21 protein-coding genes are annotated in these 26342 nt (G+C 47.9%); 7 read left to right on the top strand and 14 right to left on the bottom strand.

Annotated features, from left to right (window positions below):
• Positions 1-5 precede the first annotated feature (5 nt).
• The 9 genes from araA to garD form a co-directional block, all read right to left on the bottom strand.
• Positions 6-1499, bottom strand: a complete 1494-nt coding sequence (gene araA / locus QM657_RS14365) for an L-arabinose isomerase (RefSeq protein ID WP_415067384.1) — start codon at positions 1497-1499, stop codon at positions 6-8.
• A gap of 268 nt (positions 1500-1767) precedes the next feature.
• Positions 1768-2082 carry a DUF1540 domain-containing protein gene (locus tag QM657_RS14370; protein WP_415067385.1) on the bottom strand — a complete coding sequence of 105 codons (315 nt, stop codon included), beginning with the start codon at positions 2080-2082 and terminating at the stop codon, positions 1768-1770.
• 119 nt (positions 2083-2201) lie between these two features.
• Positions 2202-4163: a threonine--tRNA ligase gene (gene thrS, locus QM657_RS14375; protein ID WP_415067386.1), complete on the bottom strand. Its 1962-nt coding sequence runs from the start codon at positions 4161-4163 to the stop codon at positions 2202-2204.
• 335 nt (positions 4164-4498) lie between these two features.
• Positions 4499-5464, bottom strand: coding sequence for an AEC family transporter (locus tag QM657_RS14380; protein WP_415067387.1), 966 nt, complete (start codon positions 5462-5464; stop codon positions 4499-4501).
• Positions 5465-5513: 49 nt separating this feature from the next.
• Complete coding sequence (locus QM657_RS14385; RefSeq protein WP_415067424.1) at positions 5514-6584, bottom strand: branched-chain amino acid aminotransferase; 1071 nt, start codon at positions 6582-6584, stop codon at positions 5514-5516.
• Positions 6585-6783: 199 nt separating this feature from the next.
• Positions 6784-7695 (bottom strand): acetamidase/formamidase family protein, encoded by a 912-nt coding sequence (locus QM657_RS14390; RefSeq protein ID WP_415067388.1) that lies wholly within the window; start codon positions 7693-7695, stop codon positions 6784-6786.
• Between the two features lie 37 nt (positions 7696-7732).
• Positions 7733-9112, bottom strand: coding sequence for an MATE family efflux transporter (locus QM657_RS14395; RefSeq protein WP_415067389.1), 1380 nt, complete (start codon positions 9110-9112; stop codon positions 7733-7735).
• Positions 9113-9331: 219 nt separating this feature from the next.
• Entirely contained in the window at positions 9332-9760 is a 429-nt protein-coding gene (locus QM657_RS14400; RefSeq protein WP_415067390.1) for a PPC domain-containing DNA-binding protein, read from the bottom strand.
• A gap of 123 nt (positions 9761-9883) precedes the next feature.
• Positions 9884-11401: a galactarate dehydratase gene (gene garD / locus QM657_RS14405; RefSeq protein WP_415067391.1), complete on the bottom strand. Its 1518-nt coding sequence runs from the start codon at positions 11399-11401 to the stop codon at positions 9884-9886.
• Between the two features lie 193 nt (positions 11402-11594).
• Between garD and QM657_RS14410 the strand changes: the two genes are divergently transcribed.
• Entirely contained in the window at positions 11595-12500 is a 906-nt protein-coding gene (locus QM657_RS14410) for a LysR family transcriptional regulator (protein ID WP_415067392.1), read from the top strand.
• A 58-nt stretch (positions 12501-12558) separates the two neighbouring features.
• Here the strand turns inward: QM657_RS14410 and QM657_RS14415 are convergent, their stop codons facing one another.
• From QM657_RS14415 to QM657_RS14435, 5 genes are all read right to left on the bottom strand, one after another.
• The gene (locus QM657_RS14415; RefSeq protein WP_415067393.1) at positions 12559-13863 is read right to left on the bottom strand and encodes a lactate racemase domain-containing protein; all 1305 of its coding nucleotides are present in this window, start codon (positions 13861-13863) and stop codon (positions 12559-12561) included.
• Between the two features lie 20 nt (positions 13864-13883).
• Positions 13884-14252 (bottom strand): DUF1667 domain-containing protein, encoded by a 369-nt coding sequence (locus tag QM657_RS14420; protein ID WP_415067394.1) that lies wholly within the window; start codon positions 14250-14252, stop codon positions 13884-13886.
• On the bottom strand, positions 14246-15493 hold the full coding sequence (locus QM657_RS14425) for an NAD(P)/FAD-dependent oxidoreductase (RefSeq protein WP_415067395.1): 1248 nt from the start codon (positions 15491-15493) through the stop codon (positions 14246-14248). The genes QM657_RS14420 and QM657_RS14425 overlap by 7 nt, the downstream gene beginning before the upstream one ends.
• A gap of 5 nt (positions 15494-15498) precedes the next feature.
• Positions 15499-16965, bottom strand: coding sequence for an NAD(P)/FAD-dependent oxidoreductase (locus QM657_RS14430; RefSeq protein WP_415067396.1), 1467 nt, complete (start codon positions 16963-16965; stop codon positions 15499-15501).
• A gap of 72 nt (positions 16966-17037) precedes the next feature.
• Positions 17038-18372: a GntP family permease gene (locus QM657_RS14435; protein ID WP_415067397.1), complete on the bottom strand. Its 1335-nt coding sequence runs from the start codon at positions 18370-18372 to the stop codon at positions 17038-17040.
• Between the two features lie 257 nt (positions 18373-18629).
• Between QM657_RS14435 and QM657_RS14440 the strand changes: the two genes are divergently transcribed.
• The 6 genes from QM657_RS14440 (at position 18630) to xdh (ending at position 26293) form a co-directional block, all read left to right on the top strand.
• Positions 18630-19559 carry an NTP transferase domain-containing protein gene (locus QM657_RS14440; protein WP_415067398.1) on the top strand — a complete coding sequence of 310 codons (930 nt, stop codon included), beginning with the start codon at positions 18630-18632 and terminating at the stop codon, positions 19557-19559.
• Positions 19560-19660: 101 nt separating this feature from the next.
• Positions 19661-20284 carry a nucleotidyltransferase family protein gene (locus QM657_RS14445; RefSeq protein WP_415067399.1) on the top strand — a complete coding sequence of 208 codons (624 nt, stop codon included), beginning with the start codon at positions 19661-19663 and terminating at the stop codon, positions 20282-20284.
• Between the two features lie 16 nt (positions 20285-20300).
• Positions 20301-22427: a xanthine dehydrogenase family protein molybdopterin-binding subunit gene (locus QM657_RS14450; RefSeq protein WP_415067400.1), complete on the top strand. Its 2127-nt coding sequence runs from the start codon at positions 20301-20303 to the stop codon at positions 22425-22427.
• On the top strand, positions 22427-22900 hold the full coding sequence (locus tag QM657_RS14455; protein WP_415067401.1) for a (2Fe-2S)-binding protein: 474 nt from the start codon (positions 22427-22429) through the stop codon (positions 22898-22900). The genes QM657_RS14450 and QM657_RS14455 overlap by 1 nt, the downstream gene beginning before the upstream one ends.
• The gene (locus QM657_RS14460) at positions 22894-23715 is read left to right on the top strand and encodes an FAD binding domain-containing protein (RefSeq protein WP_415067402.1); all 822 of its coding nucleotides are present in this window, start codon (positions 22894-22896) and stop codon (positions 23713-23715) included. Before QM657_RS14455 ends, QM657_RS14460 begins: the two co-directional genes overlap by 7 nt.
• Positions 23716-23731: 16 nt before the next feature.
• On the top strand, positions 23732-26293 hold the full coding sequence (gene xdh, locus QM657_RS14465; RefSeq protein ID WP_415067403.1) for a selenium-dependent xanthine dehydrogenase: 2562 nt from the start codon (positions 23732-23734) through the stop codon (positions 26291-26293).
• The last annotated feature ends 49 nt before the right edge of the window (positions 26294-26342 follow it).

Below are 26342 nucleotides of genomic sequence, written 5' to 3' on the forward strand. Positions count from 1 at the left end.
CCTGTTTAACGGAATACTGCAGAATTCCACTTTAATTCATTTTTCAAATCTCTGATGGTTGTGTTCTCGTCTATGTAAACAGCTTCAATGCCCATGGCATCAGCCCAGTCTCCCATCTGTTCTGCTGTCAGATCATAGGAAAATGCCGTATGATGGGCTCCACCGGCCAGAATCCAGCTTTCCGCTCCTGTAGTCAGGTTTGGCTCCGGTGTCCAGAAAGCGGTTGCAACAGGAAGCTTAGGCATTGACTGCTCCGTCTTTTTGCAGTTCACAGTATTGATAATCAGGCGGAAACGGCTGCCAAGATCAATGAGGGAGGTTGCGATTCCCCTTCCTTCCTTTGCCGTAAATACAAGGCGGGCAGGATCTTCCCTTTGTCCCATGGACAGAGGATTTACCTTAATTCCTATTTTCCCGTCGGCAACGGAGGGGCAAACCTCCAGCATATGAGCCTGAAGAATACCTTCCTTTCCGGGAACCAGGTTGTAGGTGTAGTCTTCCATAAAGGAAGTACCCTTTGCATCCTTCATATCGGCTGTCATGATTTTCATCAGACGGACCATGGCCGCTGTCTTCCAGTCCCCTTCGCCGCCAAAGCCGTAACCCTTTTCCATCAGACGCTGGATTGCAAGGCCCGGAAGCTGCTTTAATGCGCCTAAATCTCCGAAATGGGTAACAATGGCCTGGTAATTCTTCTCCTTTAAGAACCGTTCAAAGCCCAGCTCAATCTGTGCCTGGACAGCCACGTGGTTTTTAAACTCCTGAGGATCTCTTCCTTCCAGCAGGATTTCATATTTGCTGTAATACTCCTCCACCAGAGCCGAGATATCCCCTGCTGCCACATCCTTTACGTAAGCTTCGATTTCATTGACCGGATAAGCATCGATCTCCCAGCCGAACTTCATCTGAGCCTCTACCTTATCTCCCTCGGTAACGGCAACATTTCTCATGTTGTCCGCCACCCGGAGCACGCGGATATGGCTGCTTTCCATGATTCCTACCGCAGTCCGCATCCAGGAGTCTATCCGGTCCTGAACCTTTTCGTCATCCCAGAAGCCTGCAATAACCTTTCTCTCAATTCCCATTCTTGTAACCATATGGCCGAACTCCCTGTCCCCGTGTGCAGACTGGTTTTCGTTCATAAAATCCATGTCAATGGCATCATAAGGAATCTCCCGGTTAAACTGGGTGTGAAGGTGAAGCAGGGGCTTTCTGTATTCCTGAAGCCCTAAAATCCAGGACTTTGCCGGAGAAAAGGTGTGCATCCAGGTAATAACCCCCGCACATTCCTCGTCCCCGTTGGCCTGATTAAACAGGCTGCGGATGGAAATATTGTCAATAAGTACCGGCTTTAAAACCACTTCAAAAGAAAGGCGGCCGCATGCATTGAGCCTTTCCACTATGATCCGGGAATGCTCCGCCACATCCCGCAAGCACTCTTCCCCATAAAGATCCTGTGAACCCGTGGCAAACCAAAACTGATACGTTTTACTTTTCATATTAATTACCCCTCGCTTTTCTATGTATTTGTTTTATTGAATTTCCATGAGAGCGATCCGGTCATCCTCTTAATACCAATTTACAACTTGTATGCACCACTGCACAAGTTGTTTTTATTTATTTTATCATAAATCTGATTTGTTCCAAGTACCAGGAGGCGGGAAGCTGCTTATTTTACCGCATAAAAGGTCATTATAAAAAGCATGAAAAACATAAAAATAAAATGCGCCAGGGACAGCCCCCGGCGCATTTTACTTTTTCCTGTCTTTATCTCGTCTTAAAGGTGGAACATTCCGTATGTCCAGCTTCTCTGGCTCCATCTCCTGCAATTCCAATGTGAGACGCTGAACAGTGGCGGTCTTCATTATATACGCAGTTAGATGCTTCGCAGTCCACTTCCAGCCTGCTTTCCGGAGTCTTGAACACGTTCCGGAAGGAACCGTCCTTATTCTCATCAAAGCTGCCGCAAAATGTATCGTAGGAATCCTTTGCCTGGTTCCCTTCTACTATAATAGCAGATTTACAGCAGCAGTTATCGGAATTATGAATACAGCTTGTAACATTACAGTCTAATTTTGTCATGACCTGTGACCTCCTTTGATTTCTGAAAGAAATTTGAACTGATGGTTCAGGAGGTAGTGTGCGCAAATGGTCAGGAAAATATTCTCACGAATACTTCCTGACCATTTGAAAATATAAATTTATTTTGCTTCTTCTGTCACATTTACTTTTTTGATTTCTTTTGTGCGGATTTCACGGCAGATATCGTCGATAAAATCGCCCAGAGGACGCTGTCCTTCGTCGCCGTTAAAGCGGCTGCGGACTGATACCACGCCTTCCTCCTCTTCCTTCTGTCCTACTACCAGCATATAAGGAATTTTTGACAAGCGGGCTTCTCTGATCTTGTAGCCGATCTTCTCCGCTCTCTCATCAACCGTTGCCAGAATGCCGTTTTCCTTTAACTGGGCTTCCACCTTCTCGGCATACTCATGATACTTCTCAGAAATAGGAAGCACACGAACCTGCTCCGGACATAACCATGTGGGGAATGCACCTTCGTATTTTTCAATGAGCCATGCCAGAGTTCTCTCATAGCAGCCCATGGAAGTTCTGTGAATGATATAAGGGCGTTTCTTGGTTCCGTCTCTGTCCACAAAGCTCATGTCAAACCGCTCTGCCAGGAACATGTCAAGCTGAATGGTGATCATGGTGTCTTCCTTGCCGTACACGTTTTTAGCCTGAATATCCAGCTTAGGTCCGTAGAAAGCCGCTTCTCCTACTGCTTCTGTATATTCGATTCCGATGTGGTCCAGAATCTTTCTCATCATATCCTGGACTTCATCCCACATTTCAGGATTTCCCAGATATTTATCCGCTTTGTCAGGGTCCCATTTGGACATCTGGTACGTTACATCGCCTTCCAGACCGAGTGTTGTCAGACAGTACTTTGCCAAATCCACGCAGCCCTTAAATTCTTCCTCGATCTGGTCAGGACGGACGATCAAATGTCCCTCAGAAATGGTGAACTGGCGCACACGGGTCAAGCCGTGCATTTCTCCGGAATCCTCATTTCTAAACAGGGTGGAAGTCTCGCCGTATCTGCATGGCAAGTCACGGTAGGATTTCTGGCTCTGCTTGTAAACGTAATACTGGAATGGGCAGGTCATAGGACGGAGTGCAAACACCTCATCGTCATGCTCCTCATCTCCCAGCACAAACATTCCTTCCTTATAATGATCCCAATGGTCGGAAATGACATAGAGGTCCTTTTTAGCCATAAGAGGAGTTTTTGTTCTCATATAGCCCCTCTTCTCTTCCTCATCCTCGATCCATCTCTGCATGGTCTGGACGATCTTGGCGCCCTTTGGCATCAGGAGGGGAAGACCCTGGCCGATGACATCAACCGTTGCAAAGATTTCCAAATCCCGGCCCAGCTTGTTGTGATCCCGGTTTTTGATGTTTGCAAGGTACTCCAGATATTCATTCAATTCTTCCTTCTTGGAAAATGCCGTTCCGTAAACACGTGTCAGCATGGCGTTTTTCTCGCTGCCTCTCCAGTAAGCGCCTGAAGAAGAAGTCAGCTTAAATGCCTTGATGGCTTTTGTGCTCATCAGATGAGGTCCTGCGCAGAGGTCTGTAAAGTCTCCCTGGCTGTAGAAGGAAATCTCCGCTCCTTCCGGCAGGTCCTGAATCAGCTCCACCTTATAGGGCTCACCCTTTTCTTCCATAAACTTGATGGCTTCATCTCTCGGAAGAGTAAACCGCTCGATTTTAGCGCCTTCCTTTATGATCTTCTTCATTTCGGCCTCAATTTTGTCCAAGTCCTCTCTTGAAAAAGAGGGGATATCAAAATCGTAATAAAAGCCGTTTTCAATGGAAGGTCCGATTGCCAGCTTTGCCTCCGGGTACAGCCTCTTCACTGCCTGAGCCAGGACGTGGCTCGTTGTATGGCGGTAAGCGGAAAGACCTGCCGGATCACTGACAGTCAGAATGCTCAAACTGCTGTCCTTATCCACAACAGTCCTTAAATCCACAACAGTTCCATCCACCTCGCCTGCACATGCATTTCTGGCCAGGCCTTCGCTTATATCGGAGGCAATGTCAATGACTGACATTGAATGCTCATATTCTTTGACTGAGCCGTCTTTTAATGTAATCTTCATCTTTTAATCTCCTTTTCTGACAAATAAAAAAGTCCCTTTCCATATGCTTCCACACAGAAAGGGACGACTCAACTACAGGAATCGCGGTTCCACCCTTGATTGAATGAACAAAAAACGTTCAAACCACTTCATTGTGATGATAACGGAATCACCGTTCCCCATTAAGGGACGCTCCGAGCTGGTCTTCTCATAGCATTCCGGTAAGGCACTTTCACCAAACGGGCCTCTCTCTGAACTTTCCTGATATGATACTGGTCTCATCAACGCTTTTTATATTCATTTCTATTCAAATTATAGCACGATGAAATTGTTTGTCAAGTAGGCGGCAGATTTTTTCACAGCAGGATAATAAGGGCAGCTGTCATCGCCACAATACTGATGATAATTGACATGGAATTGATGGCACTGGCCATCTCGACATCTCCTTTTAAGGCTCCTGTAAAGGCCGGAGCTACGGAAGATATGGGCCCTAAGGAAACAATGGCCAAAGCCTGGCGTATTTCCAGACCAAAGGGAGTGAGGAAATAAAATCCCAGAGCCATGAGAAGGGCAAGCCCGTACCTGACAGCTAAAATTTTAATGACCTGGGCGATTTTTTCTTTTTCCATCTGTATTTCAAAGCCAATTCCCAGCATGAGCAGGGCGATGAATCCATTGGCCGCTCCTGCTGTTTCTGCAAAGCTGAGAATCACAGCGGGAAGCTTGATCTTTAACATGGCTAAAACAGTCATGACCACATAAGCGTCAAAGGGAATAGAGGAAAACAGCTTCCGCAGAATATTTTTTAAAGAAGGCTTTTCCTCTTCTCCCATTACTATGCTGCCCAAGGTATAATTGATTCCTGTGCACATAACGGCGTTTCCCGCATCAAAAAGGCTTGTGACCGCAAATCCCATGGGGCTTAAAAAGCTCTGGACAAAAGGCACGGTGAAGTTTCCCACATTGTATCCCGACATGTTGATCATTGCAAAGGCTTTCGTTTCCTTTGATTTTGAAAGGTTCATCACATAACCGATGACAATGGTGACCAGATTGCATAAAAGCCCGATCGCACACATGGCTAACAGGGAATACTCCATGGCAATCTTGCTGAAATTAGACACAATAGCTGCCGGAAGAGTGATTTTAATGACCACTTTAGAAAATAAGTAAAAATCCTTTGCACGAAAAAATCCTGCCAGTTTAAGCAGGTAGCCCATTGCAATAATCGCTACAAATGCAACTGCCTTTGCCAATACTGCTGCCATAGAACGCTCTCTTTTCTTTCTGTATTTTATGTTTGAAGGAATCTGTCTGCTCATACCAAAGTTTGGGCGGCGCCGCAATGGGCCCCGCCGGATACTAAGATATTTATTTCACTTCCACAGCCCAGCCCTTTGGCCCTTCCACTGCGCCAAGCTGGATTCCGGTTATGGTGTCGTAAAGCTTCTGGGTCAGTTCTCCGATCTTTCCGCCTCCGATGGACATCCTGTCTTCCTCAAAACGAAGCTCTCCTACCGGAGAAATAACGGCGGCTGTTCCGGTTCCGAAGCACTCTTCCAGGGCTCCTGACTCTGCGGCAGCAACCACTTCCTCTACGGAAACCTTCCGCTCCTCCACGGGAACGCCCCACTGCCTGCAAAGGGTGAGGACAGAATCTCTGGTGACTCCCTGGAGAATGCTTCCGTTTAATTCAGGTGTGACCACAACGCCGTTGATCTTAAAGAAGATGTTCATGGCTCCTACTTCTTCAATATACTTCCGGTGAACTCCGTCAAGCCATAACACCTGGGAATATCCTTCATCATGTGCCTTTACCTGAGAGGCCAGGGAAGCCACATAATTTCCGCCTGTCTTCGCCTCTCCGATTCCGCCCTTAACCGCTCTGACGTATTCGTCCTCAATCCAGATTTTGACCGGATTAAGGCCGCTGGCGTAATAAGCGCCTACAGGGGATAAAATGATCATGAATTTATACGTATGGGATGCTCTCACTCCCAAATATGGGTCTGTAGCGATGACAAAAGGCCGTACATAAAGGGAGGTTCCCGGCTTTGTGGGAATCCAGTCCTGATCCACAGACACCACGGTCTTTAATGCCTCTAAGAATAAATCCTCCGGAATCTGGGGAATGCAAAGGCGGCGGTTGCTCTTATTGGCACGCTCAATATTCTTATCCGGGCGGAACAGCAGAATACGTCCATCTTCCGCTTTATAGGCCTTTAATCCCTCGAACATCTCCTGTCCGTAGTGGAATACCATGGCAGAAGGCTCCAGCTCCAGCTTGTGATAAGGCACGACTCTGGGATCATACCAGCCTTTTCCTTCCTCATAATCCATTTCAAACATGTGGTCTGTAAAAATGGTTCCAAATACCAATGGATTTTCTTTGCCTGGTTTTTCCTTGGGACAAGCGGTTTTTTCAATTCTGATTGTCTGCATCTTGTACTCTTCCTTTCCTACCCACGCGCTCTGGGCATCGCGGTATACCCGCAGGGTGCTTCCTCTTAAGGCTCCACGCTGTCTGGGTATAACATCATACCCGGAGGGTGCTTTCCATACCGGCATATCTGTCAGTTTTTATAATTTGTTTATCATTATGGTCCAAAAACCATCTTCTGTCAAGAAATTTCAGTCTGTTTTACTCTGCCGAAATGGAATCAAAACCATAACTCTGAGTTATATACCGGGGAAATTCCATTCTCACAGTCTTCATGGGATTCACAGTCTGACAGATCACCAGATCACCGGCCACAGTCAAAAGCATGCCTGCATCTTCACTGCCCATGCCCGCCTTTTCTTTTATAAAGTCAAACATCTGTCTGGAAGCCGCCCGCCAGGCCTCCTCCACGCTCTCTTTGGAGGCAATGGTAATCAGCTTATCTTCGGTTTCGATCATGGGATAGGGAACACAGTTTTTGTTCCTGATCACCTCTACCCGGACCGCAGCCCGCCCTTCAATTTCCAGTCCGCAGTCTTCCACTTCTCCGTCACCCATCACTCCATGGAAGTCTCCCATGGACAAAAGGGCTCCTTCCACAAATACAGGCAGATAGAGAGTAACGCCTTTTCTGATCTGGGTACAGTCCATATTTCCGCCGTGGTCCATGGGGGTGATGGTAGAAACGCCCTCTCCTTGCGGAGCCACGCCGATGACCCCGATCATAGGCTTTACCGGAATCTGAAGCTTTTCGTTATACAGGGCAAATCCGTCTTTTACAGGAACTCTCTTTAAGACCTTATGGGGGAATTCTTCCTTTTCACTTCCGCTTCCCGGTCCCAGCATGACAATGCCTACAGGGCCCATTTCAATGTCCAGAATCTCGATCTTTAACATGTCTCCCGGCATGGCGCCTTCCACGTAAAGGGGGCCTGTAGCCGGATTTCCCGGCTTTCTAACCACGTTTTCAAAGGTGGCCTCCTCAGGCAGAAACTGGTTGGTGAAGCAGTCATATGTTTCAAATACAACCGTCTCTCCCGACTTTATGCTGTCACAGGGAGGGTTCTCCTTGGACAGGATATTGGTAATATGATTTCTGGTTATGGTTTTCATATGTTAATACCTCTGAATTCTCTATTTATTGGTTTCTCTATTTATTGGTTTCTTTATCTATCGTTTTCCTGCCAAGTTCCGGCCATACCGTAGCCAGCATGGTGATAAAACAGGCACATCCTCCGATTAAGTTGGATATGGGCTCTGACATCAGGATTCCTGCCGGGCCGTTTCCCAGAATGACAGGCAGGATCAGGATCAAAGGAGCCACGATCACCACCTTGCGGAAAACGGAAAAGAACACCGCCTTCCTCGCTTTTCCCAAGGCAACAAACACAGACTGGGCCGCAAATTGCAGGGACATGAAGAAAAATCCAAAATAATAGATTCTCATGGCCGCAACCCCTTCTTTTAAAAGCTCTGCATCCCGGTTGAATATCCGGATGAAAAATTCCGGAAAGCTATGGATCAATATCCACATAAGTGTGGTGTACGCGATGGACACAATCGAAACAAATACGATGGACCGCTTTACCCTGTCATACTTTTCTGCCCCATAATTATATCCCATAACAGGCTGTGCGCCGCTGGTCACCCCGTTTACAGGCATGGTAATTACCTCCCGGACTGAATTGACGACAGTCATGATTCCAACGTATAGGTCACCACCGTAGCGCTGGAGGGAGGAATTATATAAAATCTGGACCAGACTGTTGGTGATGGACATGGTAAAGCCTGACATGCCAAGGCCTGTAATATTTCTCACTCTGTACTTTTCCAAACGGAAACAGGAGCTTTTAAGCCTTATGATGGCCTTTTTACCAGTCAGGAACTTAACAATCCAGACCGCAGAAAGAAACTGGGATATGATGGTGGCGAGAGCCGCCCCTCTGACCCCCATGTCCAGAACAAAAATGAATATGGGGTCTAAAATAATATTGGCAACTGCTCCCAAAAGAACCGTCATCATCCCGATGGTTCCAAAGCCCTGGGAGTTGATGAAGCTGTTCATTCCAAGTCCGATCATCACAAAGATATTTCCGAACAGATAAATGGTGATGTACTGGTCCGCGTAGGGATAAGTCAGGTCACTGGCCCCGAACAGATACAGCATGGGCTTTTTAAATATCAATCCCAAAACTGTCAGTATGACTCCGGCAGCCATTAAAAGCACAAAGGAATTGCCCATGATCCGTTCCGCTTCCTTTACGTTTCCCCGGCCCCGTTCAATGGAGCACAAGGGAGCGCCGCCCATTCCGAATAAATTGGCAAAAGCGATGACCATGGAAATGATGGGAAGGCACAAACCAAGGCCCGTTAAGGCCAGGGTGGAATTTTCAGGTATCATTCCTATGTATACCCGGTCCACAATATTATAAAGCACATTGATAAACTGGGCCAGAGTCATGGGAAGGGCCAGCTTCAATATGTTTCCCACTATGCTTCCTTGTGAAAAATCATTTTTTGTATCAGTCATTTCCTTACTGCCTTCTTTCTGTTTTCTTCTCCGCCTTTGTTCTGTCATTGATTAAGTAATTTCCCGTTTTTATCTCATCTTTATTTATCATACCACCATCCCCCTGTTTTTGCATCCCCTTTTTCCTCCTTCATGCAAGGACAGGCTGCTGCAAAGAATCTCCTTCTTTTGCGGCAGCCTGTTATGACCGATTGCATTTATTCTCTTTTATCAGCCTTTTCACTCATGAAACTGAAATAAATTCAGCCCTATATCTTCGTCTTCTCTCCGTTCCACTGTTCCGGGAATTTCCGTTATGATCAGTTCACCGGTGGCGCTGATCACTCCACGGCTCAAATGGCCTCCATGGCATTCCCCTGTATGGGGATTTCCGATTACCATATGCAGGTGCAGATAAGGGGCTCCATCCTTTTGGGTGATGCTTCCCATCAGCGAAGCGATCTCATAAAGCCCTCGATACTCCCGGCTGTAATACTGCTTCTTTTCTGTATCAAAAACTCCAAGCTGAACTGTGTCCACTGCCCCAAGACCGGTCACAGACGCAAGCTTTATCCCTTCCTCCCTGCAAAGCTTTATCAGGCTGAGAAGAATCTCATCGCCTGGGTCCAGCCGCACCACAAATGTATGCTCAAACTTTCGATATTCCATATGGAAGCCCTCCTTATCCTCAGTTTCTTCTATTTTATCTATATTCTACACTGAAATAATTCCTTTAGAAAATTAAGGCCGCAATCCCCCTTACGAAGAAAACAGTTGCGAAAGGCAGAAAATTTAAGTGATGGGAGCCGGATTGAAAATACACATGTCGTTATGAAGCCTGTATTTTTCCGCATAAGTCTGCTTGCGCCCGCTTGCCACATCAATGATCTCATGGAACAGCAGTGTGCCGATCTCCTCTATGGTGGCCTCTCCGGTTGCAATGGGGCCTGCGTTTACGTCGATTAAGTCCATCCACTGGTCTTTCATGTCATTTCTGGAACATACCTTGATTACAGGAGCCATGGCAAGGCCGTAAGGGGTTCCCCTTCCTGTCATGAACACCTGAAGCCCGATGCCGCTTGCAAGCTGGCATGGACCGCAGACAATATCGCTGGCAGGAGTTGCCGCATAGATGAGGCCTTTTTTTGTGGGCTTTTCCGCCGGGGACAGCACTTCTACAATGGGAGATGTGCCTGACTTTGCAATGGAACCCATGGCTTTTTCCACAATATTGGCTAACCCGCCTTTTTTATTTCCAGGGGTGGGGTTTGCGCTCCGGTCTACTTCACCTTCTTTTAGATAATTATCATACCATTTCATTTCTTCCGCCAGCTTTTTTCCCACCTCTTCATTCACACAGCGCTGAGCCAGCAGATATACGCCGTCCCGCACTTCCGTAACTTCAGAAAATAAGACTGTAGCCCCTCCCTTTACCAGCATGTCAGAGGCATAGCCTGCTGCCGGATTCGCTGTCACACCGGAAAATGCATCGCTGCCTCCGCACTGCATTCCCACCAGCAGATCAGACAGGGGAAGGGATTCCCGCTTTCTCTCATTTAAGATTCTCAGCTTTTTTTCCGCCATGTCCATCAAGGAACCGATCATATCGTCAAACCCTTTTTTCTCCTGCAATATGATCACATTTTCCTCTGTAATGTCCGCCTCGTCGCAGAGCATATCCACTGTAAATTTTTCACATCCAAGTCCCACCACCATCATCTGGCCTCCAAAGTTGGGGTGCTTGGATAAATTGCGGAGAGCCCGGATGGGAACCTTTGCTTCCGGTGCGTTGATGGCGACGCCGCAGCCGTAAGCGTGGTTGATTGGCACAATGTCGTCCACATTTGGGTATTTGGGCAGCAGCTCCCGTTTCATCTTTTCAACTGCTACATTTAACACGCTGGTTACGCATTGGACCGTAGTACTGATTCCCAGAAGGTTGCGGGTTCCGGCAGGCCCTCCATATGGATTCACATATCCTTCCCAGACCGTAACAGGCGGTTTCGGCAGATCGGTGACCAGGTTGGTTCCGAATTCCATGCTGTCCACATCAGGAGGCTCCGGCAGTTCCAGCATATGCTCATTGATCCATTCCCCTTTTGATATGGGATTTACGGCGTAGCCCAGAATCACCCCATAACGGATGATTTCCCCTCCCTCTGGTATGTCAACAAGGGCGATCTTATGGGCCTGGGGAATATTCTGGCGGGCCTGCACCCCTTCCATAACCTCGGTACCGGCCTTAATTTCATCTACTGCAATGGCTACGTTATCCTGCTCTTTGATCTTTATATATAGTGGTTTACTCATATTTATGCCCTCCTTTATTTTGTCAGATATTGTCTTTTACTGTTTTACTTTGATTATATATACAATTCCGACTCGTGTAAAATTAATAGATGTTATATGTCTCTAAATTTTTCTTTGATTGCACAGCCTTGCTTTGAGCCCTTCCGCCGTGATATGATTAGGACAGATTATTGGACTCAGGAGGCATAGACCCATGGACACAAAGCAGATTGAGTATATTCTGGCAATAGCCGAGGAAAACAACATCACACGGGCAGCCGAAAAGCTTTTCATCACCCAGCCGGCTTTAAACCAGCAACTGCTGCGTCTGGAAAAAGAACTGGGAACTCCCCTCTTTTACCGGTCCCGCACCAACTGGCGCCTCACCCCTGCCGGAGAAATCTACATTGCCAATGCAAAAGAGATGCTCCAGATGAAAAAAGATACGTATGCCATGATAAGCGATCTCTTAAAGCAGAAAAAAGGATATCTTTCCATCGCCTTTCCTCCCGGAAGGGGCAGTGATATGTTCATTCATGTATATCCTGTTTTTCACGCTGAATACCCTGAAATCACCGTAATTCCCTTTGAACTGAGCGTGAGAAAACAGATGGCCGCCATTGCCAGCGGTGAAGTGGATATCGGCTTCCAGACCTTATGCAGGGATCAAATGCCTGATAGTTATTACATACCCATTTGTTCTGAGGAAATGCTTCTTTCCATCCCATCGGGACATCCTCTGGCCTCCGGTGCCTGTGAAGGTTTAAACAAAGCCATCACCCTGGACATCTCCTCCGTCCAGTATGAGCCATTCGTGCTGATTTACAAGGAATCCACCAACCGGGCCCTGATTGACCGCATTTTCGAGGAAGCAGGGGTCAAGCCCAACATACTGTTTGAAACCTCCCGCTACAATACCATCACCCGCATGATACAGGCCCGCCTCTGCTGCGGCATCCTTCCGGAATATTATGCCAAAGCCTGTTCTGACGGCATTTCTTCCTTTTCCCTTCCAGGCCATCCTTCCTGGGAAACGGTTGCAGCTTACAAGGGCGGAAGTTATCTTTCACGGGCTGCAAGGCGTTTTATTGATCTGGCCTCCCAGTATTGGAACTCTTAACATACCGAAAACATGCCTCCTATGCGAAAAATCCAAACACCTGCATAGGAGGTATTTGCTACATCACTGTAATCAGATTCCCTTCTTCGTCAAATTTCAAGTCTGACGGTTTATCCAAAGCCTCCAGCCCCTGATACTTTCCCCTTACCACATCTTCATAGTACGCCTCCGACAGCATAATATCTGCAATATGCAGGCTGTTGGCGATGCGGACTGCTCTCACATCCTTTCCTTCCAAACCGTTGCAGGTGCGGATGCAAAGCTGTATGGCTTCCTGATCTGTGGCTAACACACATGGAATCCGGGCCGATGCCAGCACAGTGCTGGTGATGCAGTTGGGATACATCTGTTCAATGTCCATCTGATCGAAAATCTTTTTGGTGATAGCGCTGGCTAAACCGCAGCCCAGGGCATTTCCGTGGGATTCCTCACTCAAATTGAGAAAGCAGGTCCTCTGAACCTGAATGCCGCCTGTGGCGTATTCCGTGGAAAAGGTTCCCGTAATGTTGGGGTCCACTCCGGTTCCGCTGAAATTCTTGCCTATCTTATCCACGATCAGCACATCCCCTTCCTCTACGATCAGGCGGGGCATCTGGGAAAAGGCGTATTTCAATAATTCTGCTTCCCTCTCCAATATATTCTCAGGAAGAATTGCCTCCATACGGCAGGTTTCGTCATAAGCATTTTCAATGCAGGGAATGGCGAACAGGATAGGAGCTTTTTCCAGAACAACGGCGGCCATGGTGGGGATGTTTTGAGCGATCTTTCCCATTCCGTCGCTGTGAACCACCTCTGCCCCCGCCTGCTTTCCAAGGCCCACGGTCATCATTTTGCAGGGACCGCTTTCATGGGTTCCACGGAATGCGTTATGGGGTTTTAGACGGCAGGAAATGATGATTCCATCGGATTCATACGCATTCTTATCCATGACTACCCTGCGGCCTAAGCTGGAATAGCCCAGCTCCACCACTTCCATGGAAGACTGGATGGGACATCCCATGGTCATTTCCGTAATGCCGTATCCGGCCAGAATTTCCTTCTGCCCCTCTGCCGTAGCCCCTCCATGGCTTCCCATTGCAGGGACAATAAAGGGACTTCCCCCTCTTGCTTTCACAAAATCCACAATAGCCCTGGTTATAATATCCACATTTCTGATTCCCCGGCTTCCGGCAGTAATGGCAATGCGCATTCCCGGCTTGATCTTGGACGCGAACTGGGGCTGGCTTAACTGGGCGTCTATAGCAGCAGGTATTTGATCCGGTTCGATCTTCTCCCTGGGAAATGTCTGTCTTGCATGAAACATCCTGGGAATCTTCACATCCCGGACAAGTCTGGAAACTGTTCCTCCCTTTACTACCTCCATATGGCTGGCACCTCCTGTTTTTATAAATCCATTTTTTCTACATTCTTTGTTGCAATCACATCACTGCCTGTTCCCAGAAGATTCTTAATAACCACCTGGCCTGTGAAAACAGGGGCCTGTACCGCAGCCCTTTTGATCTGCTCCATAGCCCGGAAAATATCCTCCCTCGGTATGGGCTTCGTCAGTCGGACGCTTGCCAAAGGCAGCTCTCCTCCCTTTACCAGCACTGAGGTGGCAATGTTTCGTTTGGGGGCTGTCAGCTCCTGGAAAATGTAATCCCTTCCTTTGGAACAAAAATTCCCCGTGACAGAAAGCAGCTCTTTCCCTTCTGTCTCAGCCTCCATCTCACAGCCTCTGGGGCACATGATGCACACATATTCTCTCAGCATATCACCCTCACCTCCAAAGCGCCTTTTTTATCCAGAAGGGAAGACTTCACCGGAATCTGTATCATTTCCGCAGGCAGAGCTTTTTTCATCTTCCTGCTTTGGATCAGCCTGCCGTTTTGAACCAGCTCAATGACGCAGTCCTTCATGGGCCTTCTGACCCTCATGGACAGTTTAAAGTCCCTGGCTCCGCTGATTTTCTGGGGGATGGTGTGAGTGATATTCTCATCCGCTTTCACTTCCAGAGTATCTGTCTCTGAAAAAGCTTCCGTCTTCTCCATGCGTATATACTCTGCCGCCGCCCTTGCCAGGCTTTCCGCCTCCATGGATACAAAATCCACCAGATCATGAACGTGAAGCACATTTCCGGCTGCAAAGATTCCGGTAACACTGGTCTGATAGCTGTCATCCACAACCGGGCCTTTGCTTCTGTCATCCAGAATCACCCCTGCCCCAAGAGACAGTTCATTTTCCGGAATGAGCCCTACGGAAAGGATCAGAGTATCGCAGCTCCATATCTTTTCTGTTCCGGGTATGGGCTTCATCTGCTCATCCACCTCAGACACTGTTACACCTTCCAGCCGTTCCTTTCCGATGATGTCCGTCACGGTATGGCGCAAATAGAGGGGAATGCCGTAATCGTTAAGGCATTGTTCCACATTTCTGGGAAGCCCGCTGGCATAGGGCTGTATCTCAAATACTGCCTTGACACGGACTCCTTCTAAAGTCATGCGGCGTGCCATGATCATCCCAATGTCTCCGGAGCCCAGGATGACGGCCTCTTTGCCTACCATCTTATTATGAAGATTCATGTAGGCCTGGGCCACTCCTGCCGTCATAACACCGGAAGGGCGTTCCCCCGGTATGCTCAGCGCACCTCTCGTCCTCTCCCTGCATCCCATAGCCAGAACCACTGCTTTTGCCTTAAATTCCAAAAGTCCCATTCTGGATGCAGCATACACGGCCTTATCCGCCGTCACTTCCATGACGGTGGTATCGGTCACATAGGGAATCCCCCACTCCTTCACCTGATCGATAAAGCGCTGGGCGTATTCCGGGCCGCTGAGCGTTTCCTGAAAACGGGTCAGCCCAAAACCGTCATGGATGCACTGGCGGAGGATTCCTCCCAAATGGTGCTCCCTCTCCAGTATGCAGATATCTGTAATTCCCTGTTTATATAGTTCCACTGCGGCTGCCAGACCTGCCGGACCGCCTCCAATGATGATAACGTCAACCGGTTTCAAGCCCCTCACCTGACCTTTCCTGTGAACAAATAAGAATGTTCTTTATTGTACCTCACCTGGGTTTCCGAAATCTCCCATTCCTTTTCAATGAGGGCCGTTATCCTGGTTTCGCAGTAGCCGCCCTGGCATCTTCCCATGGAAGCTCTGGTCCTGTTTTTGATTCCGGCTACAGTATGGACTCCCAATGGATTATGGATGGCTTCCAGAATCTCCGCCTTTGTCACATTCTCACAGCGGCACACGATTTCTCCATAATCCCCGTTTTCCTCAATTGCATTTCTTTTCTGTTCCAGAGTCATTTCACCAAACCGTCTGATCCCCTTTCTGAACGGGGTGAATTCCCGGTTTGGCTCAGGGTTTTCCTTTTTGGCTATGATGGAGGCCACACGGCGGGCCAAAGGCAGAGCACACGTCACGCCGGGGGATTCGATGCCCACCAGATTTACAGTACAGGGATGGTCCTCGTCAGATTCCAACAGAAAATCCAGGATTTCCCCTGTATCAGGATCATACCGTTTCCAGCGGATGCCTGCAAAGTTCCGGATAAAATACTCCCGCTTCATCTGAGGAAACATTTTCTTTCCATCCTCAAATAAGCCGTCCATATGTTCCCTGGTCACTTTATAATCTTCCCTGTCCTCTGTAATATAAGAGTCAGGCCCTACCAGCACATTGCCGTCCATGGTAGGGGTGGCATGAGTGGAAAATCCGCCCTTGTCGTTGGGCGCCGGATATACGGGAATGGAAAGATATCTGCCTGCCTTTTTATCCAGAACATAGTATTCTCCCTTAAACCCTTTCACCGGATAATAAGGATATCCCAGCATCTGTGAAATTTCTGACGCATACATTCCTGCACAATTGACAATCCAGCGGCTTCTGATTTCTTTTCTTTCTCCATTGTGTTCCATGTCGATGCAGTAGAGGCCGCTTTCCCTGTCTCTCTCTATGTTCACCGCTTTATGCCCAAACAAGAATTGGACACCGTTTAAGCAGGCATTTTCCGCCAGAGCGATGGTATACTGCATTGGGTCCAGAATTCCGGAGGATGGGACGTACATGGCAAACTCTCCTCCTGCGCTGGGGTCGATCCGGTTCATCTTCTCCTTGCTGATGATTTCCATGCCCTCAACGCCGTTTCTCTCCCCTATTTCCTTGAATTTTAGAATATTCTTCATATCCTGTTCCGTAAATCCCACCACCAGCTTTCCCGTCCGGTGAAAAGGAATATCAAGCTCTTCTGCCACTTGGTCGAATTCCCGGTTGCCTTCCACGGCGCACTCCGCTTTTAAGCTTCCCGGCTTATAGGTGAAACCGGCGTGAACCATGCCTGTATTGCGGCTGGAATTGCCGCAGGCCACATCCAGCTCCTTCTCCACCACCCCGATTGAAAGCTTATATCTGGACAGCTCCCTGGCTGCCGCAGAGCCTACCACACCGGCACCAATGATCACTACATCAAAATTCTTCACTGCCGCCTCTCCTTTTCCTTTATGACAAGACCGCCTCCTTAAAGCTCCTGAAGACGGTCTTTCCGTTTTTTCCTATATAATTCCCATGGAATAAAAGCCTACTGCCACAAATCCTGCAATAAAGGGGATCAGGCAGGCGATCATGAATACATGGAAGTATCCCTGGGCATAGGTCAGTCTGGTATATTCCATCTGGTTGACGACAGAGCCGTTATGAGGCAGGGAATCCAGGCCGAGAGATGATATGGCGGTCAAACGGTGAAGGACCTCCGGCGGATAGCCCATGGACATATAATGCTGTCCGAATGTCTCAAGGGCAATGCTCTCTCCTCCTGATGCAGAACCCGTAATCGCAGCAACCGCATTGACGGCCAGCACCAACTGGATGAGCGGAGAGCCGGGAATGGACTGGAGTCCGCTGATCAAAAGCTCATATCCGGGAGTCTGGGCAACCACACCGCCAAATCCCACGATAGAGGCGATGCCGATGGCAATTTTAGAACCGCTTAAAGAGCTTTTGCTGACGGCGGCCATTGGGGATTTCACTTGCTTGAAGTAAAGGCCTAATGCAGTTACAGTGCCCAGGAAAAGAGCAAAGGGAGCACTCATATCCACCACATTCAGCAGGATAAGAACCACCACCGGAGCGATAATAGCCTTGAGAAACGGCCCGTGCTGTCCCTGACCGGCATTGTCCTCTTCCATGATCGTTTCATTGATCTTGTTTCCTGTTTTTAAAAAGCCTTCCTGCACCTTTTCTGTTCTTCTCAAAGCCCAATAGCAGTAAATAACGGATACCGGAATACAGAATACAATAGCTGTGGCGGTCCCAAGCCAGGGAGCGGCCATAGGTGTGGTTCCCAGATATTCAATGGGAATCAAATTCTGTACCGCAGGGGTTCCCGGCAGCATGGCCTGTGTCACCAGGCTTCCGAAGGAATGTACGGCGAGGTAGAGATGCCAGGGAATATCGTACTCTTTAAAAACGCGTTTGCATATGGGAACCATGGTGAACACGATAACATAACCGCTGATTCCTCCATAATTCAACACCATGAATACTGCCGTCAGAATCATCATGGCAGTAAACTTTTTATTGCCGAATTTCATCCGGTCAATAACGCCCGTCATGCTGTGGGCTATGTCCTGAGCTGCTCCTGTTTCTCCCATCATGGCGCCAAAAATGCTTCCCATCATGATGATCAGCATGTTCTTGCTGATAAAACTTCCCATGGAAGAAGAGTATGCTCCCGTAATACCTCCTACAATATCCATGCCCGAAATGAGCAGTACCAGCAAAGATGCCAGAAGCGGAGCCACTACCAGTGAAGTATCCTTACAGACCAGATATACCAGCAGGGCCAGACCTACTACGATTGCGATTAAACTGATAAAACCAATCCCCACGTTTCCATCCTCCTAAATCAATATTTTATTAATCCAAGCTCTGCAGTGCTTTCTGAATCTCATTATATCGGGTAAAGCCCTTTGTGTAAAATTGCTATTTTTATGAGTTCTCTAATTATTTTTAATAGTAATTTTATAAAATTAATGGAATTTTAGGAACTCCTATATATCTATAATTAATAAAAACTAAGCTTGTCCGGTTAAAGATATCATGCTATGATTAGGAAAAATCATTTGATTCAGGAGGCGAATCTGACATGAAAATCAACCGAATTGGCGGAATTATTGCCGCCGCCAGCAAAAAAGATGCAGAGCCTTTGCTGCATATCGGAACAATTCCCATCATTAAACGGATCGTCATTTCCTTTCAGCAGGCAGGTATCTTCCCTATTGTAGTTGTAACCGGAACAGAGGAGGATGAGGTAAGGTACCAGTTATCCAGCTACGGTGTCATCTTTATTCCCAACGAGGACTGTGACCAGCCGGAACTTTTTGATTCAGTAAAAATCGGCCTCCAATATCTCTTGGGAAAATGTGAGAGAATTGTTTTCACACCGGTAAATGTTCCCATGTTCACTCCGGATACTTTAAACCGTCTGCTGGAATCAAAAGGTGATATTGCCGTTCCATCCTGCGGGAACCGGGGCGGACATCCGATTGTCCTCTCCGATGAGATCGTTCCCCATATCATTTCTTATTCAGGAAAAGACGGATTGAGGGGAGCTGTATCTTCCCTGGCTGACCGCCGCACCTTTGTTCCGGTAAACGACCAGGGAATCCATATGACAGTGCGGGACTCCAGTCAGTTGGAGACCCATCTGGCAAACCATAATCAGGCACTTTTGCATCCAACAGTCCAACTGAGCCTTCAAAAGGAGTCTGTCTTTTTTAATACCAGGATCAAACTTCTGCTGTACCTCATACTGGACACTCATTCCGTGCGTCAGGCTTGTGACCGCATGGCCTTATCCTATGGCAAAGCCTGGGATATGTTAAATAAACTGGAAGCCGAAGCCGGTTATCCAATTGTAGAGCGAAGACACGGAGGCAGCCGGGGAGGGAATACCACCCTGACTCCAAAAGGAATCCAGTTTTTAAAGACCTGGCTCCTGCTGGAGGATAAGGTTTTCCGGTTTACCCAGAATGAATTTACCCTTCTGTTCCACGATAGTGGTCTTTTCACATAAAGCGAGTTCTTTCAAGAAAGAATTTGAAACATTTTCACACCCTTTTTATAATAACACTAAGCAATATAACTAACAGTGTCGTTATAAAAGGGGTGATTTTTATGCGAAAATCCAGTTCCACCTGTGGTCTCATACTCGCTGCAGGCTTATCCAGCCGCATGGGAGATTTTAAGCCGCTGATGCCTTTTAAGGGAAAGACCATGATTGAAAGCACAGTTGACAGCCTGCTGTCAGCAGGAGTAAAGCGGATTGTAATCGTTCTGGGATACCGGGGAGATGATATTGAATCAGTTCTTCGCCATCACTATGGGAAAGAAATCATTTATACCCGCAATCCCCACTATGAAACAACCGACATGCTGACCTCCATAAAATACGGAATTCAGGCCATGCCCTGCTGCAAGTCCTTTTTCCTGCTTCCGGGGGATATGCCGGTTGTGAAAAAAGGCACTTTTATAAAGCTGATGAAAGCCTGTCCCACTGTCCGGCCTGCTGTCCTCTTCCCCACTCTGGAAGGACACCGGAAGCACCCGCCTTTGATTGACTACAGCTTTCGGGAGGCCATTTTGAGTTTTAACGGAGAAGGCGGTTTAAGACAGATCTGGAAACAGCAGGAAGATTCCATCATTCACGTACCTGTGGATGACGAAGGAGTCTGGATGGATCTGGATACCAGAGAAGATTATGATATCTGCATCAGCCGGTTTTGCCCGGCCAAAATATAAAAGGAGGAAATGTAAAATGGAACATATCAGCCAGCCAGTAGTTAAAAAAGATCATGCACCAAAGATGAGCGGCCACTCTGTTTATGTGGGCGACTATGAAAGCAACGGGGTTCTGGTGGGGAAAATGCTTCGCTCAACCCTGGCACATGCAAGGCTTTCAGCCGTACAGGTGCCCCCTCTTCCCCATGGATATTTCTACGTTGACCAGTCCGATGTTCCCGGAGACAACAACGTAAACATCGTTATGGATGACACGCCTGTCTATGCCAGGGAAACCGTAGAATACATAGGAGAGCCCATAGGAATGGTGGTTGGACCGGAGGAATCCGTGGTGGACCGCATCTTATCTGAAATCCAGGTTGATTACGAAGAACTGGAGCCTGTCCTGGACATCCGCAAATCAGAAACAGTATTCTTTGATTATGAATACGGCAAAGGGGATATGGAAAAAGCCTTTTCTGAAGCTGACAAAATTTACGAAGAGGAATTTACCACCGGTTACCAGGAGCAGGCCTATTTAGAGCCTCAGGGAATGATGGCAGAGCTTGAGGAAGATGGCCGGATGTTTATCCACGGCTCCCTCCAATGTCCCTACTACGTTCACGGAGCCGTTATACGCGCCCTTGGCTGCGGACCGGACCGGGTACATGTTAAACAGGATGTGACCGGAGGCGGATTTGGAGGAAAAGAGGCCTTTCCATCGGTTCTCGGCTGCCAGGTGGCTGTTGCCGCCAAAAAAGCCAATGCTCCGGTACGCTGTATCTTTGACCGCCGGGAGGATTTGGAGTTCAGCTCCAAGCGCCACCCTTCCCTCTGCAAATACAAAGTTGCTGTGAAAGACGGCAAAGTGACTGCCATGGATATTGATATAAAATTCAACAGCGGCGCCTACACCACACTCTCTGCCGTGGTGCTTCAACGGGGAATCATCTGTTCAAGCGGAATTTACGACGTTGAAAACCTTCATGTAAGAGGCAGGGCTTTAAAAACCAATACAACTCCGACAGGAGCCTACCGTGGATTTGGCGCTCCCCAGACATTTTTTGCCGTTGAGATGATGATGGCTCATATCGCCATGGACCTGGGAATTGACAGCCTGGAATTTAAGGAAAAACACATTGTAAAACAGGGAGATTCCACTTCCACCTCCGGCAGATACCATTTCCCCGTGCCCATTCCTGCCATGATCGGCGAAATTGACCAGGCCTGTGATTTCCGCAGAAAACGCCGGGAATACACAAAGCCTCAGACCGGACGCTACCGCAGAGGAATCGGCATTTCCATGCATTTCCACGGAGCAGGCTTTACGGGCTCCGGTGAACGGGATCACATCAAAGCAGTATGCAAACTCCATAAGTATCCCGACGGCACTGTGGAAATCCTTGCCTCCAACGGAGAAATCGGCCAGGGGCTTCGCACCACATTTCCAAAAATTGTTGCCAAAGAGTTGAATTTGCCTCTGGAAAAGGTTTATTACGATCAGCCGGATACGGCACGGGTCCCGGACTCAGGCCCCACCGTTGCATCCCGTTCTCTGATGGTCGTGGGAGAACTTCTCCGCCGCTGCGCCATCAAACTCCGCACGGAATGGAAAGAAGGGGAAGATCAGATTGTGGAAGAACATTTTAAGGAACCGGATTTTGTCATTCCTTTCTATCTGGATAAATTCCAGGGTGATGCTTACCCCACTTATGCCTGGGGCGTCAGCGCCATTGAAGTAGAGGTGGATACTTATACAGGATTGACAGAAATTCTTGGAGCCTACGGCTGCTTTGATGTGGGAACTCCCATTGACTACAACATTGTCATGGGACAAATGGAGGGCGGCTTCCTCCAGGGAATCGGTTACGCCTCAACCGAATATATGGATTACGATCAGAAAGGGAGAATCCGCAACAACTCTTTCTCCGATTATTTAATTCCCACTGCTGCCGATGTATCCAACTTAACATGTATGCTGCATGTGGAAAAATATCCTGACGGACCTTACGGAGCCAAAGGTGCGGGAGAGCTTCCCCTGGTAGGAGCCCCCGGAGCTTATGTGGAAGCTATAGAACAAGCCTTAGGCCGGAAAGTGAAGTTAAATCATGCTCCATTTACAGCAGAGGATACTATAAAAGTGATTATGAAGGAGGGTTTATAATGGAAGGAATTAATTTTCTGTTAAACGGCACCAAAACTGCCTATCATGGCAGCGCTGCCGACCGTCTTCTGGACGTTTTAAGAGATACTTATCATGCCGTCAGTGTCAAATGCGGCTGTAAAGAAGGAGAATGCGGCGCCTGTTCCGTCCTGATAGACGGAATACTGGTCAACTCCTGCTGCGTAGCTATGGGAGCCATAGAAGGAGCAAGCATCGTCACTATGGAAGGTTTTCGTGAAACAGAGCGGTTTGCCGTACTGGATAAAGCCTTTGCATCCATGTCAGCGGTTCAATGCGGCTTCTGCATTCCAGGCATGGTTTTAGCTGCCGAGGCTCTCTTAAGCAAGATACCTCACCCAACGGACAGCGAAATAAGGGAAGGGCTTTCCGGTAATTTATGCCGCTGTACCGGCTACAACGCCATTGTAAAAGCAGTTCATATAGCTGCAGAGGAGGGAAATGGATTATGGTAAATGGATACAGACCGGCTTCCTTACAGGAAGCATTGGAAATAAAAAATAACATGAACACCGTTGTCCCCTATGCAGGCGGAACTGACCTTATGGTGGAAAACAGGAAAGATGTCTCCTATCTGTTTTTAAACGGGCTGGAAGAATTAAAGCAGATCAGGGAGGACGCAGATTATATTTCTATCGGCTCCTGCGTCACCTTCACCCAGGCGCTGGAATCCAGCCTCATTCATCCCCTGATGAAAGAAGCCGTATCCAGGATTGCCGCCCCCGCCATTCGCAACACCGGAACCTTTGGAGGCAATATCGGCAATGGTTCAGCCAAAGCCGACTCTGTCCTGATCTTCTACATCTGCGGTGCAAAGCTGCGCCTTGCCTCTCTTCAGGGAGAACGGATTGTTGATATCAACGATTTTTATAAGGGCAGAAAAAAACTGGATTTAAAGCCAGAGGAATTGATCGTGGAAATTCTCATGCCCAAAAAGGGCCTGGACAATTATTACTATAAAAAAGTAGGCGGCCGGAATGCTCTTGCCATCTCCCGTGTTTCCTTTGCAGGGTTAATTACCGTAGAAGAAGGACTGATTAAAAACGTGGCTGCAGCCTTCGGGGCAGTATCTGACACGGTTTTGCGGTTCCGGGATTTGGAGGACATGATAACAGGAAAAACTCTGGAGGAAGCCAGAGCTGTAAAGGAAAAACTTCTGGCTGCATACGAGGAACGTATGGTATTGACCAGAGGCCGGGTTTCTGCAGAATACAGGAAAACTGTCTGTATGAACCTGTTTAAGGATTTTTTAGAAGAAAAAGGGATTTAATCGAAAGGAGCCATATATGTACACACTGCATATTAATGGGAAAATTTACGAAGCACCTCATGATAAAAAGCTCCTGCGCTTTCTGAGAGATGATCTGATGCTGACAGGAACAAAGGATGGATGCAGCGAGGGCGCCTGTGGAACATGTACCGTTCTGGTTGACGGAAAGAAGGTAAAAGCCTGTGTTCCGAAAATCAGCACATTGGAGGGAAAAAACATTCTCACCATCGAAGGAATTGATCCTGCGGAAATGGAAATTTACGAACACTGCTTTGCAGATGCAGGCGCCGTTCAATGCGGCTTTTGTATTCCAGGCATGATCTTATCTGCCAAAAGTCTTCTGGATACCAATTTAGAGCCAACACGGGAAGAAGTTAAAAAAGCCATACGAGGTAACTTATGCCGCTGTACCGGTTATAAGAAAATCGAGGATGCCATTCTTTTGGCTGCCAGCTTTTTCAGGGAACATTTAGAAATCCCTCTTCCTCCTTCTACCCTGCAGATGAATGAACATTTTAAACGCATTGATGCCGCAGAAAAAGTAAATGGAACCGGTATTTTCACAGATGATATCTACTTGCCCGGCATGCTCTATGCGAAGTGCCTTTACTCCAAATATCCCAGGGCACTGATCAACCGGATCGATGTATCAAAGGCATTAGAGCATCCGGACTGTGTGGAAATCCTGACAAAAAAAGATGTACCCTGCAATAAAATCGGCCATATCAAGCAGGACTGGGATGTGCTTATGGGCGAAGGGGATATCACCCGCTATGTTGGAAATGCTCTGGCAGTGGTCGCAACAAACCGTATGGAATCACTGGAAGAGATTCTTTCTCTCATCGAAGTGGATTATACCGAACTATCCCCTCTCACAAACCCTTATGAGGCTTTAAAAGGAGACGCCCCTCTCATCCACGAAGACGGAAATATCATGAGCCGTGCAGGTCTGGTGCGGGGCAATGCGGATGAAGCTATTAAAAATTCAAAATATGCGGTCACAAGAAAATACAAAACCTCCTGGCAGGAACATGGATTTATGGAACCGGAGTGCTGTGTGGCACTTCCGGAAGACGAAGACGGACTGCTCATCTATACCACCAGCCAGTCTGTATATGACGTCCAAAGAGAGTGCGCTCAGATGCTCCAGATTCCCAAAGAAAAAGTTCATTGCCATGCACCTTTAGTGGGTGGAGGCTTTGGCGGCAAGGAGGATATGTCTGTACAGCAGTATGCCGCTTTAATGGCATGGTATACAAAAAAACCGGTTAAGGTAAAATACAGCCGTCAGGAATCCTTAGATTACCACGTAAAACGTCATCCCATAGAAATGGAATTCACCACCGCCTGTGATGAAAACGGCCATTTGACCGCCATGAAGGGGGTTATCATTGCCGATACCGGTGCATACGCTTCCCTGGGAGGGCCTGTGCTTCACCGTGCCTGTACCCATGCCGCCGGCCCTTACAACTACCAGAATATTGATATCTTCGGCATGTCCGTCTACACCAACAACGTGGTTTCCGGCGCGTTCCGCGGTTTCGGAGTGACTCAGAGCTGTTTTGCCACAGAAATGAATATTAACCTGCTGGCAGAAATGGCCGGTCTTGACCCATGGGAAATCCGCCGCCGCAATGCCATTAAACCGGGAGATGTTCTTCCAAACGGCCAGACCGCTGATGCCAATACCAATATGGAAGCATGTCTCGATGCTGTAAAGGATATTTATTATTCCAATCCTTATGCCGGAATTGCCTGCGGCTTTAAAAACTCAGGAACCGGAATGGGCAAGATGGATGTGGGCCGTGTCCTCTTATCTGTAGAACAGGGGAAAATTCACATCCGTACCTCTGCTTCCTGTATGGGACAGGGAATCGGCCAAATGGTTTTAACGGAAATCTGCCATGTCACAGGGCTTGATCCTGCCCTCTTCGTCTTTGAACACGCAGATACCATACGCACGCCAAACTCCGGAACTTCAACGGCTTCCCGCCAGACAGTGGTGACCGGAGAAGCAGCCCGCCGGGTAGGGGAAAAATTAAAATGCGTTCTCGATGCAGGAAAGACCGTCTCTGACTTAGAGGGCCAGGAATTCTTTGGGGAATACTCCGCAAAAACAGATCCCCTCGGAGCCATTAAGGATAATCCCATCAGCCATGTGTCCTATTCCTACGGCACTCAGGTTATCATCTTAAACGAGGAAGGAAAAATCACCAAGGCAGTTTCCGCTTTCGACGTAGGAACTCCGGTGAATATCCAATCCGTGGAAGGCCAGATTGAAGGCGGTATGATTATGGGAATCGGTTATGGCGTAACGGAAGAATTCAAATGCAAAGACGGTTATCCGGTAAGCAAACTGGGTTCCATTGGCTTTATGAGAGCTGACGAAGCGCCTGAGCTGGAAGTCATCCTCTGCCAGCCAAAAGAAGAGGATAAACTCCCCTACTCTCTCGGCGCCAAAGGCTGCGGAGAACTGTGCATGATACCCACTGCTCCAGCTTGTGCCCATGCATATTACAGGCTGGATGAAAAGTTCAGACAGAGTCTGCCTTTAAAAGAAACTTATTATAAAAAGTAATTAAAAGAACGGCTGCACACTGCCCCAGAGGGGGCAAATGGCAGCCGTT

The sequence above is a fragment of the Lacrimispora sp. genome, from assembly GCF_047605665.1.
Taxonomy (GTDB): domain Bacteria; phylum Bacillota; class Clostridia; order Lachnospirales; family Lachnospiraceae; genus Lacrimispora.

Coding starts and splice junctions, on each gene's coding strand:
- araA (WP_415067384.1), bottom strand. CDS start 1,499: ATGAAAAGTAAAACGTATCAGTTTTGGTTTGCCACGGGTTCACAGGAT.
- QM657_RS14370 (WP_415067385.1), bottom strand. CDS start 2,082: ATGACAAAATTAGACTGTAATGTTACAAGCTGTATTCATAATTCCGAT.
- thrS (WP_415067386.1), bottom strand. CDS start 4,163: ATGAAGATTACATTAAAAGACGGCTCAGTCAAAGAATATGAGCATTCA.
- QM657_RS14380 (WP_415067387.1), bottom strand. CDS start 5,464: ATGAGCAGACAGATTCCTTCAAACATAAAATACAGAAAGAAAAGAGAG.
- QM657_RS14385 (WP_415067424.1), bottom strand. CDS start 6,584: ATGCAGACAATCAGAATTGAAAAAACCGCTTGTCCCAAGGAAAAACCA.
- QM657_RS14390 (WP_415067388.1), bottom strand. CDS start 7,695: ATGAAAACCATAACCAGAAATCATATTACCAATATCCTGTCCAAGGAG.
- QM657_RS14395 (WP_415067389.1), bottom strand. CDS start 9,112: ATGACTGATACAAAAAATGATTTTTCACAAGGAAGCATAGTGGGAAAC.
- QM657_RS14400 (WP_415067390.1), bottom strand. CDS start 9,760: ATGGAATATCGAAAGTTTGAGCATACATTTGTGGTGCGGCTGGACCCA.
- garD (WP_415067391.1), bottom strand. CDS start 11,401: ATGAGTAAACCACTATATATAAAGATCAAAGAGCAGGATAACGTAGCC.
- QM657_RS14410 (WP_415067392.1), top strand. CDS start 11,595: ATGGACACAAAGCAGATTGAGTATATTCTGGCAATAGCCGAGGAAAAC.
- QM657_RS14415 (WP_415067393.1), bottom strand. CDS start 13,863: ATGGAGGTAGTAAAGGGAGGAACAGTTTCCAGACTTGTCCGGGATGTG.
- QM657_RS14420 (WP_415067394.1), bottom strand. CDS start 14,252: ATGCTGAGAGAATATGTGTGCATCATGTGCCCCAGAGGCTGTGAGATG.
- QM657_RS14440 (WP_415067398.1), top strand. CDS start 18,630: ATGAAAATCAACCGAATTGGCGGAATTATTGCCGCCGCCAGCAAAAAA.
- QM657_RS14445 (WP_415067399.1), top strand. CDS start 19,661: ATGCGAAAATCCAGTTCCACCTGTGGTCTCATACTCGCTGCAGGCTTA.
- QM657_RS14450 (WP_415067400.1), top strand. CDS start 20,301: ATGGAACATATCAGCCAGCCAGTAGTTAAAAAAGATCATGCACCAAAG.
- QM657_RS14455 (WP_415067401.1), top strand. CDS start 22,427: ATGGAAGGAATTAATTTTCTGTTAAACGGCACCAAAACTGCCTATCAT.
- QM657_RS14460 (WP_415067402.1), top strand. CDS start 22,894: ATGGTAAATGGATACAGACCGGCTTCCTTACAGGAAGCATTGGAAATA.
- xdh (WP_415067403.1), top strand. CDS start 23,732: ATGTACACACTGCATATTAATGGGAAAATTTACGAAGCACCTCATGAT.